At 62.7% G+C, this 13327-nt stretch carries 11 protein-coding genes, 1 tRNA gene and 1 pseudogene; 6 read left to right on the top strand and 7 right to left on the bottom strand.

What is annotated here, in order from left to right:
* The first annotated feature begins 145 nt into the window (after positions 1-145).
* Positions 146-1135 (top strand): glutathione S-transferase family protein, encoded by a 990-nt coding sequence (locus NKJ73_RS01080; protein WP_352568048.1) that lies wholly within the window; start codon positions 146-148, stop codon positions 1133-1135.
* Between the two features lie 10 nt (positions 1136-1145).
* Here the strand turns inward: NKJ73_RS01080 and NKJ73_RS01075 are convergent, their stop codons facing one another.
* Positions 1146-1619 (bottom strand): ABZJ_00895 family protein, encoded by a 474-nt coding sequence (locus NKJ73_RS01075; RefSeq protein WP_352568047.1) that lies wholly within the window; start codon positions 1617-1619, stop codon positions 1146-1148.
* A gap of 91 nt (positions 1620-1710) precedes the next feature.
* The gene (locus NKJ73_RS01070) at positions 1711-2211 is read right to left on the bottom strand and encodes an NUDIX domain-containing protein (RefSeq protein WP_352568046.1); all 501 of its coding nucleotides are present in this window, start codon (positions 2209-2211) and stop codon (positions 1711-1713) included.
* Between the two features lie 53 nt (positions 2212-2264).
* Between NKJ73_RS01070 and NKJ73_RS01065 the strand changes: the two genes are divergently transcribed.
* Complete coding sequence (locus tag NKJ73_RS01065; RefSeq protein ID WP_352568307.1) at positions 2265-3209, top strand: metallophosphoesterase family protein; 945 nt, start codon at positions 2265-2267, stop codon at positions 3207-3209.
* A gap of 76 nt (positions 3210-3285) precedes the next feature.
* Here NKJ73_RS01065 and NKJ73_RS01060 read toward each other — a convergent pair whose 3' ends face one another.
* The 4 genes from NKJ73_RS01060 to leuA all read right to left on the bottom strand — a co-directional run bounded on the left by NKJ73_RS01060 (position 3286) and on the right by leuA (position 8743).
* Complete coding sequence (locus tag NKJ73_RS01060; protein ID WP_352568045.1) at positions 3286-3903, bottom strand: hypothetical protein; 618 nt, start codon at positions 3901-3903, stop codon at positions 3286-3288.
* Positions 3904-4037: 134 nt separating this feature from the next.
* Positions 4038-4841, bottom strand: coding sequence for an alpha/beta fold hydrolase (locus NKJ73_RS01055; RefSeq protein ID WP_352568044.1), 804 nt, complete (start codon positions 4839-4841; stop codon positions 4038-4040).
* A gap of 226 nt (positions 4842-5067) precedes the next feature.
* Complete coding sequence (locus tag NKJ73_RS01050) at positions 5068-6864, bottom strand: tetratricopeptide repeat protein (RefSeq protein WP_352568043.1); 1797 nt, start codon at positions 6862-6864, stop codon at positions 5068-5070.
* Between the two features lie 142 nt (positions 6865-7006).
* Positions 7007-8743, bottom strand: coding sequence for a 2-isopropylmalate synthase (gene leuA, locus NKJ73_RS01045; protein ID WP_352568042.1), 1737 nt, complete (start codon positions 8741-8743; stop codon positions 7007-7009).
* Positions 8744-9553: 810 nt separating this feature from the next.
* Here leuA and NKJ73_RS01040 point away from each other — a divergent pair.
* Positions 9554-10720 (top strand): ATP-grasp domain-containing protein, encoded by a 1167-nt coding sequence (locus NKJ73_RS01040; protein ID WP_352568041.1) that lies wholly within the window; start codon positions 9554-9556, stop codon positions 10718-10720.
* A 4-nt stretch (positions 10721-10724) separates the two neighbouring features.
* A complete protein-coding gene (locus NKJ73_RS01035; protein ID WP_352568040.1) occupies positions 10725-11501 on the top strand; it encodes an esterase family protein in 777 nt (258 codons plus the stop codon).
* Between the two features lie 30 nt (positions 11502-11531).
* On the opposite strand, the pseudogene NKJ73_RS01030 reads toward NKJ73_RS01035, so the two are convergent.
* Positions 11532-11651 (bottom strand): annotated as a pseudogene (locus tag NKJ73_RS01030) (IS5/IS1182 family transposase); the annotation flags it as partial.
* A 78-nt stretch (positions 11652-11729) separates the two neighbouring features.
* On the opposite strand from NKJ73_RS01030, the gene NKJ73_RS01025 reads away from it, so the two are divergent.
* A tRNA-OTHER gene (locus NKJ73_RS01025) sits at positions 11730-11815 on the top strand.
* Between the two features lie 204 nt (positions 11816-12019).
* Positions 12020-13096: a siderophore-interacting protein gene (locus tag NKJ73_RS01020; RefSeq protein WP_352568039.1), complete on the top strand. Its 1077-nt coding sequence runs from the start codon at positions 12020-12022 to the stop codon at positions 13094-13096.
* The last annotated feature ends 231 nt before the right edge of the window (positions 13097-13327 follow it).

The following is a 13327-nucleotide window of genomic DNA, read 5'->3' as shown; positions in this document are numbered from 1 at the left end:
CTAGCACCAATTTTCAGCCGCCGCAATCGGCCCGCGCACCCGACACGCACTCGACGACGCAGCCGTTGACGATCTGTTCAGCGTCGGGGATTTCCGCGGCGCCGCTTGGTGCCCTACATCGGGTAGGAACGCGAAAGGATATTGCATGGGATTGCTAGTCGAAGGCCAATGGCAGGACCGCTGGTACGATACCGGGGAGAGCGGCGGCAAGTTCGTGCGGGCGCAGTCGCAGTGGCGCGACTGGGTGACCCGCGACGGCGCGCCGGCCGAAGGGCGAAAACGCGGCTTCAAGGCCGAGCCCGGCCGCTATCACCTCTATGTCTCGCTCGCCTGCCCGTGGGCGCATCGGACGCTGATCTTTCGCGTGCTCAAAAAACTCGAGGACGTGATTTCCGTCTCGGTCGTCCATCATTTCATGGGCGCCGACGGCTGGACGTTCCTGGCCGAGGACGGCGCCACCGGCGACACGCTCTACGGCCTTGATTTCCTGCACCAGATCTACACCAGGGCCGATCCCGGCTATTCGGGCCGGGTCACCGTTCCCGTGCTGTGGGACAAACGCGAGCAGACCATCGTTTCCAACGAATCCGCCGAGATTGTCCGCATGCTCAATTCGGCGTTCGACGAATGGGGAGATGCCAGGCTCGATTTCTATCCGCAACCGCTGCGCGGCGAGATCGATGCGATCAATGCGCTGGTCTATCCCGCGGTCAACAACGGCGTCTACCGTGCCGGCTTCGCCACCACGCAGGCAGCCTACGAGGAGGCATTCGGCGAATTGTTCTCGGCGCTCGACATGCTGGAGGACCGTCTGTCAAGGCAGCGCTATCTCGTCGGCGGCCGCATTACCGAGGCCGACTGGCGGCTGTTCACGACACTGGTCCGCTTCGACCCGGTCTATGTCGGCCATTTCAAGTGCAATCTGCGCCGCATCGCCGACTATCCGAACCTGTCGAATTACCTGCGCGACCTCTACCAGGTGCCAGGCGTCGCCGGCACGGTGAATTTGCACCACATCAAGGCGCATTATTACAGCAGCCACGAGACGATCAACCCGACGCGCATCGTGCCGGTCGGGCCGGAGCTGGACTACGCCGCGCCGCACGACCGCGCGCGCTTCAGGAAGGCTGCGTGAGACCGGCGACCTAGCGGAAGGTTTCGGAGTCCATCTTTGCCCTTCTAACGAGTTCAGCTTTCAATATGGTATTTCCAAATCGATTGGAGTAGCCGAGCGACGTTGCAAGGAACGCAACGATGCCGCCGATCATGACGGCCAGGACCGACGTCTGGGGCGGGATTGCGCGTAACAATCCCGACGGCAGAAGCACAGCCATTCCCAAAATCATTTCTATCAGGGTTGAGAAGCCGACCATTTTCCAGAATTCAGTGCGAGTAAAAAGCTGAGCATGTCGCTTTATAAAAACGAAATATGTCATGAATGCCGCAACTAATTGTATTGCGAATTGGATGAATCTTCCAATTTTTGCTAACATATATGGATCTATCGCAAGAACTATTGTAGAAATTAAGGCTACCACAGAAAATGTTATCACATAAATTCCCGTGTACAGTGATACATAGAGCGCGATTCTAAATCTATCGTTTTGGCTGTGTGGCATTTTTTCTCCTCATCGCTCAGCATTTATCTCTCTGAGAACAATGGATGCTGCCGGTCTATACCGACGCAGCCAAAGCTGTTGAAGAGATGATCTACCAGTAAGGCGATGCCGAATTCCCCTCAAAAACTTCGGCAATCCGCCGCAGCGTCGCCGGTGTCGTGCCTTCTGGCAAGCGGTCGAGCGGGAAGAAGCCGGCTTCGGCGATCTCGCGGTCGGGCAGCTTGGGTGCTGGCTGGTCGAACTCCTCGACCAGATAGAGGCCGACATGGTCGCGCCGGCTGGCGCGGTGGTTGAAATGCAGGGATTTCAGCACCGGCGGTCCGGTCAGCGCGATGTTGCCTTCCTCGAACAGTTCGCGCGTCAGCGCTTCGATCATCGTCTCGCCCAACTCGACGCCACCGCCGGGCAGGTGCCAGCCCGGGACATAGGTGTGGCGGATGAGGAAGACGGAATTGGAGCGGCGGTCGTGGATCAAGCCGCGCACGCCGAGCGTCATCGGCCGGCGCAGTACGAAGTACAGGTGAAACAGCCTTGCCCTGAAGCCCGGCCAGCCGGTCTGGCGCAGGGCTTGCTCCGGATCCGGCGTCGTCATCGTCCGCGAAACCGTGAGTGGAAAGCCGCGCGCGCCTCGCCTATGAAGAAAAGATGTTCAGGCTCGCGCATATTTCCGATGTCCATCTGGGGCCGCTTCCCGATGTAACCTATCGCGATCTCGCCTCCAAGCGCGTGGTCGGTTACGTCAACTGGCAGCGCAACCGCCGCCGCTACATGCACGATGCCGTCATCGACACGATCGTCGCCGACATGAAGGCCAGCGGGCCGGACCATCTCGCCATCACCGGTGATCTGGTCAATCTGGCGCTCGACGGTGAGATCGAGATGACCAAGCACTGGCTGGAGACGCTGGGCTCGCCCAATGACGTGTCGGTCGTGCCGGGCAACCATGACGCCTATGTACCGGGCGCCTTCGACAAGACCTGCCGGTCGTGGGCGGCGTGGATGACCGGCGACGGCGTCAATACGCCGGTCGACCGCAACACCTTTCCCTATTTGCGCGTACGCGGCAATGTTGCGCTGGTCGGCGTCACGACGGCGCGCGCCACGGCTCCATTCATGGCCAACGGCTTCTTTCTGGAGGGCCAGGCGGAACGGCTGCGCGACATGCTCGACGCCACAGGCAAGCGCGGCCTGTTCCGGGTGATCATGATCCACCACCCGCCGGTGCGCGGCGCCGTTTCGCAGAACAAGCGGCTGTTCGGCATCTCCCGCTTCCACAAGGTTCTTCACCGGCACGGCGCCGAGCTTGTGCTGCACGGCCATTCGCATGTGCCGTCGCTCTTCTTCATCGGCGCCCGCAAGATCAAAATCCCGGTGGTCGGGGTCGCCGCTGCCGGGCAGGCGCCCGGCAGTCCGCATGCGCCGGCGCAATACAATCTGCTCGACATCGACGGTGAAAAGGACAATTGGCGGATCAGGCTGACGCGCCGCGGCCTGACCGGGCCGGCATTGCCGCCCAGCGACCTGCAGACAATGGAGCTTGGCGTGGGGGCCGAGGCGTCGATGGCTAGAGCAATTCCAGGAAAAGTGTGAAACGGTTTTCCGTCCGGAATTGCGTCAAAACAAAGAGATAGTGCGGTTCAGCGTTTCCGTGAAACGCTGAACCGCACTAGAAGCTGATTTTCATTGCAACGATGCGGTCCCAGAACAACACGAGCGAAATCGCCAGGCCGACCAGGGCGCCGGCGGCGATCAGGCCGAGGCCCGAGAAGAACGCCGACCAGCCGTTGCTGCGCCCAGGGACATGCAGCGGCGGCTCAGCCTCCGCCACCAGGGCGCGTTTAAGGCCGGCGACGGCTTGCTCGATGCCGCCTTCCATCATCCTCTGGCGTTCGACGACGCGCTCGGCGACATAGCGCGTCACCTGGTCGGCAACGACCTTCATCTCTGTCGACTCGGCGAGCAAGACGCGGCCGATGCGCGTGTCCTTGAGAAAGCGATAGGTGCGGCGGTCGCGTCCCATGGCGACATGGCTGATCGCGTCGATCCACAGCCGTGGCTGCAGGCCGGACGAGACGGCGAAGTCGAAACTGTCCATATCGGTGGGTACGTCGCCGAAGACCGGCGCGAGTTCGGCGGCAAGCAGATCGAGCCGCATGCGATGCGCTTCGCGCATCTCGACGACGACGTCGTCGCGGTCGGCGAAGGCGTTCTTGACGTCGCGAATGGCATCGGACAGTTTTCGCGACTGATCGATCTGGGTGATGTTCTCGCCTGCGTCCTTCATCGGCGTTGCCTCGCGGGGTTTGGTTAACACCGAATTAACACAGCGGCCGGCAAATTGCACTTGCGAGATCGATGAGCGGGCAAGGATTCGCTGGAGCAGCACCAGTGCCGCCGCCGTGCCTGCGCGAAGACCGATCAGCTCGCCGCAGCGGCGAATCCCGGACGAAGCCGCCTGCTGCGGCGTCGCATATTGCGACGGACGGCCTCGACGATCAGGCCGGGCGCTTCCTCGACCAGCATATGGCCGGCTTCCAGCACGTGGTGCAGATGAAAATGCTTCGGCACGCCGTCCGCCTGGCTGACGGGCAGCATCGCGTCGTCGGTTCCCCAAACCACCATGATTGGCATATTCAGCGTTTCCAGCCCCTCGTTCGGGATGACGCCTTGCCGATCATCCCTGGTCATGGCGGCTGCGAGCTCGACAAGTGTCCGCAACTGGCCGGGACGCCGGCGCATCTCGTTGACGAGTTCGACCCTATGCTGCGGCAGCCGGCTTTGCGGTCCCGACATGGCGGCAAGACAGGCGCGGATTTCATCCGTGCCGGCAGCGGCGGCGTAGCGACGCAGCAGCGGACCATTGATCTCAGGACCGAAACCGCCCGGCGCCAGCAGCGTCAGCGACGCCATTCTTTCGGGCTCGCTCAATGCCATCAGGGCGGCCACGGCGCCACCCATCGAATGACCGACGAGATGAGCCCGCTTTATCCCGCGAGCGGAAAGATCGGCAAGGACGGCACTGGCTGCAATCCTGGCCGGACCGCCGCCCGGAAAATCGAGCGACAGCCCATGTCCCGGCAGATCATAGGCCAGGGTCCGCGCGCCGGGCGCCAGAGACTCGGCCACATCGCGCCAGTCGTCGTGGCAGCCACCGAAACCATGCAGGAAGGCAATCGTTGTCGGGCCGGTGCCCCGTTCGGCAGCGTAAAGGGATGGGGTCATGCAAACTTTATGGCTTGGTGCCGGGATCAGTCAGGATGCCGGGGGCGGTCTTATGCGGATCAGTCTTGCGGGAGGTCAGACTTATGCGGAGATCAGTCTTATGCGGGATCAGACCTATGTGGGATCAGATTGGCCGGTTCAAATTGTGTCTGAATTGCGCTTTGGCCGTCCGGATGGCCAGTAAAATCTTCGCGATCACCTGACGTCGTGCACGCGCCGGGAGACGTCAGCTGGCGCCGCCAAGGCCGGCGGCGCGCAGGGCTTCCACCAGCCGGTTGGTCAGATCGGCGGGATATCTTCGTTCGACGAAAGTTGCGCGCGGATCGGCTGCGAATTTCGGGAATTTGGCGGTCAGTTCCTGCAGCAGCCTGCTCGCCAGCTTCTCGCGGCCGGCAGCCTTGGCGCCGATCAGCCGCGCCGCCAGATAATGCGATTTCATTTCCGTCGTTCGCAAGCCGTCGCTGGCGAGCGTGGCCTTGTTCATGTCGCCCATCATGAACTCTCCGGCGAACAGCCCGTAATCCCACCATGTCGGATGGGCGCTGGCGATGTCCACCGCGTGAGCGATGATCGGGGTGCCCTCGCTGTACCTGCCGGCGAAAACCAGCCCGTAGCCATAGGCGGCGGCCATTGCGAGATCGTAGGGATTGAGCTCATAGGCCTTGCGCATCCAGCGGATCGATTCCGCGGAATCGCCCATGCGCGAGTTGAGATAACCAAGGGCGCGGTGCGCGTAGGGGCTGGTCGGGCCCATCTGGATGGCGCGATGGGCAAACGTCATGGCTTTGTCGATCGTCGCGTCGGCGGGGTAGGGATAGTGGTCGGTGACCGCTTCGAGATGCAAGGAAGCGAGTTCCGAATAGACGAGCGACGACTTCGCCTTCCGGTTGGCAAGATCTTCGAGGCAGCGGTAAGCGGCTTCGTGCGTCTGGGCGTTCTGGTCGAGATAATATTTGCCGTTGAGCACCAGACACGCCGTCAGCCCGGTCTGGATGCCGCTCTGCTCGATGTAGTTGTAGATCGTGCCCGAGGCGGGAAGAGCCGAGCTCAAAATGCCGGAGATCTGGTCCTCGATGGCGGTGTTCGCGCTGTCGCCGGCGGTCAGGTTGCGTGAGAGCAGCACGCGGCCGGTCGCAACGCTTTGCAGCTCGAGCATGATGTCGCCGCTACGCGGCCCGGGCAGGACATCGAATACGAAGCTGGCGGCGTCGGTTACTGGATCGGGCGGGCTGTCGGCATCACGGCCGATGAAATTGATGGTATCGAAGCCGCTGAGGCCGGCGCGCAGCGATGCGGCGACACGGCGAGCCAGGTCGCTGTCGGCCTTGATGGCGATGTAGACCTGGGGGAGGTTTTCAACCGGAGGCGCTGCTATGCTGCCGGTCGCCACCGCGGTCTCGACCGCCGTGTCGCCGCCGGTCAGCAACACCACGCTGCCCTGGCGAAGGATCAGCACACCCAGCATGAGAATGACCAGCGCGATCGCCAGCCAGAAGAACTGCAAATGGCGTTGCAGCGAAGGAGCAGCAGGGGCGACGGCTGGAACGCTCAGCAATGCAGCCGGATGTGCCCGGTTGCGGGCGCCCTCCAGCGATCCGGGCGGGGCGGTCGTCGCCGCTTCCTCTGTTGCCAGCTCCGGCTTGCTTTCTGCCTTGGGCTCCACCTCCGCCGGCAAGCGAATGGCGTTGAGTTCGTAGGACGGAACATAGCCGCCGCGCGGAATGGCGATACGGACCGGTTCGGCAACGCCCTCATTGGCGAAATACTGCTGCAGAAGTTCGCGCAGCCTGCCGGCCTGTACCCGCACCACCGCATCGGTCGACGGGTCGAAATCGCCGTCCTTGCCGAACACGTCCATCGCTATGGAGAAGCCCTTGAGCCTGTCGGCTTCGCCTGCCTGCTCGCGCTCGACCAGGTAGCGGAGCAGCTTGCGCGCGCGCTCGGATCGTCCGAACGTTTCGCTGGCAAGCAATCGCTCCAACGTTTCGCGCACTGCGGGGGCGGCAGGCGTGGTATGCTGCAAGTGTCGATCCCTTCGAATTCGGCACAGGTTGAGGTACAATCATATCGCGCTGACGGCGCCTTACAAGCATGTGCTTATGGTGCGATAGCGTACCCACCGGATAAATTCCGGTGGGCCGATGGCGGGAGCCTGACCGTTTCGGCTAGCCGCGCTTTCGACCGACGATGCGGTTGGCGGCCGAAACCACGGCTTCTAGCGAGGCGGCGACGATGTTGGTGTTGATGCCGGCGCCGAACAGCTTGCCGCCCGGATGTTCCATCTCGACATAGGAAATGGCCGAGGCATTCGAGCCGCGCTGCATGGAATGCTCGGAATAATCCAGCACCGACATCGGCACCCCGACGTGGCGCGACAGCGCATCGACGAAGCCGTCGATCGGGCCGGTGCCGGTGCCTGATATGGTCACCTCCTTGCCTTTGTCGAGGATCACCGCTTCGACCACGCGCCGGCCCTTGACCTCGGTGTCGGGGTAGGTGTGGTGGTCGAGGAACTTCAGCCGCGCGCCGGGCTGGTCGACATAGGTGTCGAGAAAGCGCTCGTAGATGCGCTTGACCGGCACCTCCTTGCCTTCGGCGTCGGTGATCGCCTGGATAGCCTGGCTGAACTCGATCTGCAGGTTGCGCGGCAGGTTGAGGCCGTAATCCGCATGCAGCACATAGGCGATGCCGCCCTTACCGGACTGCGAGTTGATGCGGATGATGGCTTCGTAGCTGCGGCCGACATCGGCCGGGTCGATCGGCAGATAGGGCACCTCCCAATGCGGCGTGTTGGCCTTGCGCAGCGCCTTCATGCCCTTGTTGATGGCATCCTGGTGCGAGCCGGAAAAGGCGGTGTAGACGAGCTCGCCGACATAAGGGTGGCGCTCCGGGATCTTCAGCTGGTTGGAGTATTCGTAGACGTCCTTCATGCGGTTGATGTCGGAGCAGTCGAGCCCGGGATCGACACCTTGCGTGTACATGTTGAGCGCCAGCGTGACGATGTCGACATTGCCGGTGCGCTCGCCATTGCCGAACAGCGTGCCTTCGACGCGGTCGGCGCCTGCCATCAGGCCGAGTTCGGTGGTGGCGATGCCGGTGCCGCGGTCATTGTGCGGATGCAGCGAGATCAACAGGTTCTCGCGATCGTCGAGGTTGCGGCACATCCATTCGATGCGGTCGGCATAGATGTTGGGCGTCGACATCTCGACCGTAGAGGGCAGGTTGATGATCAGCTTGTTTTCCGCCGTCGGCTTGACGATCTCGGTGACCGCGTTGCAGATCTCCAGCGCCACTTCGAGCTCGGTGCCGGTAAAGCTCTCCGGCGAATATTCGAAACGGTAGCCGCCGCCGGCTTTCGCCGCCATGTCGGTGATCATCTTGGCCGCATCTGTGGCGATGCGCTTGATCCCGGCGACGTCCTTCTCGAAGACGACGCGGCGCTGCAATTCGCTGGTCGAGTTGTAGAAATGGACGATCGGGTTGGTGGCGCCCTTCAGCGCCTCGAAGGTGCGGGTGATCAGTTCCGGCCGGCACTGCACCAGCACCTGCAGCGAGACGTCGGCGGGCACGTTGCCCTGTTCGATGCACCAGCGGGCGAAATCGAAGTCGGTCTGCGAGGCCGACGGAAAGCCGATCTCGATCTCCTTGAAGCCCATGTCGAGCAGCAGGGCGAACATGCGCGCCTTGCGTTCCTGGCCCATCGGATCGATCAGCGCCTGGTTGCCGTCGCGCAGGTCGACCGAGCACCAGATCGGCGCCTTGTCGATCACTTTCGAAGGCCAGGTGCGATCGGCAAGGCCGACGGTCGGATAGGGTTGGTATTTGCGGGCAGCGTCCGGCATGCCCCTCGCGGGCCTGGCGGTTTCCTCTACATTCAGACGGATATCTTCTCGTGCGTTCATCGTCTTTTCTCCCGGCGGCTCGCGGATCCAGCTTCAGGCAGATTGGTGGCGAGCGGCGCCTTTACCAGAATTTCGTTCGCTTGATGTGACGTGCCAATTTGTGACTGGCCAAGGAGCGTGCGCGTGAGCGGCAATTCGACCGCCGGGCGCTCCTTCAGCGAACCCGGCGATCGCCGATAAGGCCGAGAAGCAGCAGGGTCGAGGCGAGCGCGCGGACGGTCTGGCCGGCAATGCCGGTCGGACGGGACGCAAAAGAGGTGGCGCGCGGGCTCATGGCGGATTTCATACAGGAGCGGGCAAAGCGAGGCAAGTGGGAGCATTGGAGGTGGGTGAAGCTGCCGATCCAGCCTCTCAAGACCTGGGTTCCTCGCCCCGCGAAGCGGGGGAGAGGTGGCCGCCCACGGGTCTTGCCTTCGGCAAGCCCGAGGACAGGCTCCGCGGCCGGAGAGGGGGCGTTCGTAGGGCGCAGTCCCCTCTCCGTCTCGGCTTCGCCGAGCCACCTCTCCCCACTTTCGTGGGGCGAGGAACCCAAGCTGCAATGAAGGCGCGGCGCCGACATGAAGCGATTTTTCCTGATTACAGCAACTTTGTTCTTGCTTTGTGCCGGCAGCTATGCTACTAATTTGGGTATGGTGCTGACTGGCGCCGAGGACCCGCCGTCGAGGCGGGTTTTTTATTTCACGGTTTTGGCGTCACCTTTCGCGGACCCAGCCGCTCACCTGATCCAGTTGCTCTTCCCCGAGCCCGGCAAATGCGCCAGAGTCGATTGTCGGCGGGGGTGCAATGGCTCGCCGCCGGGAGGGATCGTCCATGAACTTCGTGTTCTTCTCGCCGCATTTTCCAGCCAATGGCGCCGATTTCTGCGACCGGCTGAAGAAGGCCGGCGCCACCGTGCTCGGCATTGGCGACGCGCCGTTCGATGCGCTGGACGGCAAATTGAAGGCAGCCCTTTCGGAATATTACCGCATCGACGACATGGAGGAGTACGAGCCGGTGTTCCGGGCGATCGGCCATTTCATCCACAAATGGGGCCGCGTCGACCGGTTCGAATCGCTCAACGAGCATTGGCTGGAGCTGGAAGCCAATATCCGCACCGACTTCAACATCTTCGGCACCAAGCTCGACTTCGTGAAGAATTTGAAACGCAAGAGCCGCATGCGGGCGTTCTTCCGCAAGAGCGGCGTCGAAACCATCCCGCAACGCAAGTGCTCCGACCGCGCCGGCGCCATGACCTTCATCCGCCGTGTCGGCTATCCCGTGGTGGTGAAGCCGGATTCCGGCTCCGGCGCCTCGAACACTTTCAAAATCTCCAACGCCGGCGAACTCGACAGCTTCTTCAGGGACAAGCCGGAAGGCGTCAGCTTCGTCATGGAGCAATTCATCGAAGGGCTGGTGGTGACCTATGACGGGCTGGTCAACCGCGACGGCGAGGTGGTGCTGGCCGCCAGCCACCGCTACGACCAGAGCGTCATGGAGGTGGTCAACCGCGACCGCCATATGAGCTATGTCTGTTTTCCCGAGATCAGCCGGGCGGTCGAGGAGGCCGGCAGGAAAATCCTCAAGGCGTTCGACGTGCGCGAGCGCTTCTTCCACATCGAGCTGTTCGAAACCAGGGACGACCGGGTCATCGCGCTGGAGGTCAACATGCGGCCGCCTGGCGCCTGGATGACCGATGCCATCAATTACACCTTCGATATCGATGTCTATGCCGCCTGGGCCGACATGGTGGTCAAGGACGCCGCCGGCGGCCCTTACAGGGGCAAGTATTTCACCGCCTATGCCAGCCGCAAGCGGCACCTCAACTATATGCACAGCCATGCCGACGTGCTGGCCGCCCATGGCGGCATGATCGTCCATCATCACGCCATTGAGGAGGTTTTCAGCCGCGCCATGGGAAACTACGCCTATCAGCTGCGCTCCACCGACCCGAAGGCGCTGCGCCGGGCGGTCGACTACATCCATGCGGAAAAGGCGTGAGGCGATGGACGTTTCCTACCACAAGGGTTTTGGCCGCAACCTCGGCCGCGACATGGAATACAAGCGCTACGGCCATGCCGGCCGACCCGTGGTTGTGTTCCCGACTTCGCAAGGGCGGTTCTACCAGTTCGAGGATTCCGGCGCGGTCTCGGCTCTCGCCGAGTTCGTCGACACCGGTCGCATCCAGTTGTTCACGCTGGACGGCATCGATGCGGAATCCTTCTTCGACCGCCATGCCGAGCCGGCCCATCGCATCGCCCGGCATGAAGCGTATTTCCGCTATGTGCGCGAAGAGGCGCTGCCGGAACTCCTGTCTGTCGCGGCCGAGGCCAATGGCGGGCGTACGCTGAAGCCGCTGTTTTGCGGCTGCTCGATGGGCGGATATCATTCGTCGAATTTCGTCTTCCGCTTTCCGGAGCTGGCCAGCGGCGTCATCGCGCTGTCGGGGGTTTACTCGACCCACGATTTCTTCGGCAGCGCGCTCGACGGACAGATTTTCTTCAACTCGCCGCTCGACTACCTGCCCGGTATCGTCGATCCGGGGCTGCTCGTCAGGCTGAAGGCGCTGCGGCTGATCTTCTGCTGCGGGCAGGGTGCCTGGGAGGAACGGATGCTGGCCGATACGCAGGCGCTGGAACAGATCCTGCGTGACAAGTCGATTCCGGCCTGGGTCGACTATTGGGGCGGCGATGTCGCCCATGAATGGCCGTGGTGGCACAAGCAACTGGTCTATTTCTTCGCCCGCTGGCTGGACGACGATCTGATGCACCGGCTGGATTAGGCCGTAGACTCATAAGCGCAGCCACAGTCGCCTTGAGAAGATGTCGTTCAGCACGCGGCGGTCATCCACACGCGGCACGCCTGGCGGCTTGTTGGGCAGGAGCGGCTCGATCACGCGCCACTCGAAGTCGGGCAGGTCGTATCGGCTCATGCCGACGCTGAATCGGCTCGGACGCCACAAGAGAAGCCTCGAATGGCGATCCGCGCAAATTTGCGCTACGAGGCAGGTGCCAGCGTGACGGAATTGGTAAACGTATCACCACAGTGATCCTGAGCCTCTTGGCTCAGGTGCGGGTTCGATCCCTGCCGCTGGCGACGCCCCGCTTTACGAGTTCACGACCTAGAGCATGTCGATATTTAGGTGATGCGGCCTGCAAATGGACTTCCCTTCAGCCTGATTTCAAAACATGACTATACTTATCATCTTTTAGTGGAAACAGCGGGCCGGCTGTGGCATTCCGGCGTGGCGAGGACGCCGTATGGCGAGCTCGGGTTCAAATGGCACCGAAAGGCTGAGCGATGGAGCAATTGAGTGCGCAAACCCGGATCAGCGGTGCCGTCATCCGGTCGGTGATGGACAGGCTGCGCGCCGAGCACGGCGAATCCGAGATCGATACCGGCCTTGCCGATCATTGGGAATTTCGCACGCACTACGGCTCGTTGAAAGCGACGCTCGGTGACGACAACGTGCTGATCCGCGTCGCGGCCGAGGATGAAACCTGCCTGTCCTACATGAAGATGGCGGTCGCCGGCCATTTTTCGCAACATCTCGGCACGACCAGGGGCATCGCCTGGCAGGGCGACGGCAGTGATGCCGGCACGCCGGTGTTCTTCCGCGAGATCACGGTGCTGTCCTCGACGCGGATTTCTCCGCATATGCAGCGCGTCCGCTTCACCGGCAACGATCTCGGCCGCTTTGGCCGTGGCGGCCTGCATGTGCGGCTGCTGCTGCCGCCGCGCGGCAGGCTGCCGGTGTGGCCGTCGATGGGCGCCGACGGCCTGATGGTCTGGCCGTCGGGCGAGGACGCGCTTGTCGTTCGCGTCTACACGATCCGGGCGCTGGACGCCGCAAGTGGCTGGCTGGATGTCGATTTCGTCCTCCACCCCGGTATGGATACGCCGGCGGCCGCTTTCGCCGAAAAGGCGGTTGCCGGCGAGGTCATCGGCATGATCGGACCGGGTGGGGGCGGCGTGCCCGAGGCGCAAAACCTGCTGCTGCTCGGCGACGACACCGCGCTTCCGGCGATCGGCAGGATGCTGGAGCAGCTTTCGCCGTCAACCCGCGCCGAAGCGTTCATTGAGGTCGACGGCCCGGACGACCGGATCGCGCTGGCCGCGGGCGAGACCGTTGCCGTCACCTGGCTATATCGGCATGGGCGCGAGGCTGGCACAGCCAGCCTGTTGCCGGCGGTGCTGCGGCAGCGGAGCCGGACCTCGCTTGCCGACAATCTCTATGTCTGGGCCGGATGCGAGTTCGGCGATTTCCGCGAGATCCGCAGGATCGTCCGCAAGGAATGGTGTGTGCCGCGCGACCGGCATCTGGTCACCGCCTACTGGCGCCGCGGGACGCAAGCGGCGGACGGCGGCGAAGAATAGTGCACCGCCCCTCGGGGGCAGAGGATCGCATATGGATTCTTGCGAAGAAGACCCCCACCCCTAACCCCTCCCCACAAGGGGGAGGGGAACTTTTGCGGCAGCGCCACTCAGCGGCAAACTTCGACGATTCTAGCCGAAACAGCAGCGGCATCGTCCCCCACCCCCTTGTGGGGAGGGGTTAGGGGTGGGGGTACGCGGCCTGGCAAATGCCCCAAACTTCCATATGCGATT

Source organism: Mesorhizobium sp. M0074 (genome assembly GCF_040322975.1).
Classification (GTDB): Bacteria; Pseudomonadota; Alphaproteobacteria; order Rhizobiales; family Rhizobiaceae; genus Mesorhizobium.
Note: the sequence above shows the minus strand (reverse complement) of the source record. Positions and strands in the feature narration are given on the sequence as shown.

Bases quoted from the DNA above. Each gene is read 5' to 3' on its own strand.
- NKJ73_RS01070 (WP_352568046.1), bottom strand. From the start codon at position 2,211: ATGACGACGCCGGATCCGGAGCAAGCCCTGCGCCAGACCGGCTGGCCG.
- NKJ73_RS01075 (WP_352568047.1), bottom strand. From the start codon at position 1,619: ATGCCACACAGCCAAAACGATAGATTTAGAATCGCGCTCTATGTATCA.
- NKJ73_RS01060 (WP_352568045.1), bottom strand. From the start codon at position 3,903: ATGAAGGACGCAGGCGAGAACATCACCCAGATCGATCAGTCGCGAAAA.
- NKJ73_RS01020 (WP_352568039.1), top strand. From the start codon at position 12,020: ATGGAGCAATTGAGTGCGCAAACCCGGATCAGCGGTGCCGTCATCCGG.
- NKJ73_RS01040 (WP_352568041.1), top strand. From the start codon at position 9,554: ATGAACTTCGTGTTCTTCTCGCCGCATTTTCCAGCCAATGGCGCCGAT.
- NKJ73_RS01055 (WP_352568044.1), bottom strand. From the start codon at position 4,841: ATGACCCCATCCCTTTACGCTGCCGAACGGGGCACCGGCCCGACAACG.
- NKJ73_RS01080 (WP_352568048.1), top strand. From the start codon at position 146: ATGGGATTGCTAGTCGAAGGCCAATGGCAGGACCGCTGGTACGATACC.
- NKJ73_RS01035 (WP_352568040.1), top strand. From the start codon at position 10,725: ATGGACGTTTCCTACCACAAGGGTTTTGGCCGCAACCTCGGCCGCGAC.
- leuA (WP_352568042.1), bottom strand. From the start codon at position 8,743: ATGAACGCACGAGAAGATATCCGTCTGAATGTAGAGGAAACCGCCAGG.
- NKJ73_RS01065 (WP_352568307.1), top strand. From the start codon at position 2,265: ATGTTCAGGCTCGCGCATATTTCCGATGTCCATCTGGGGCCGCTTCCC.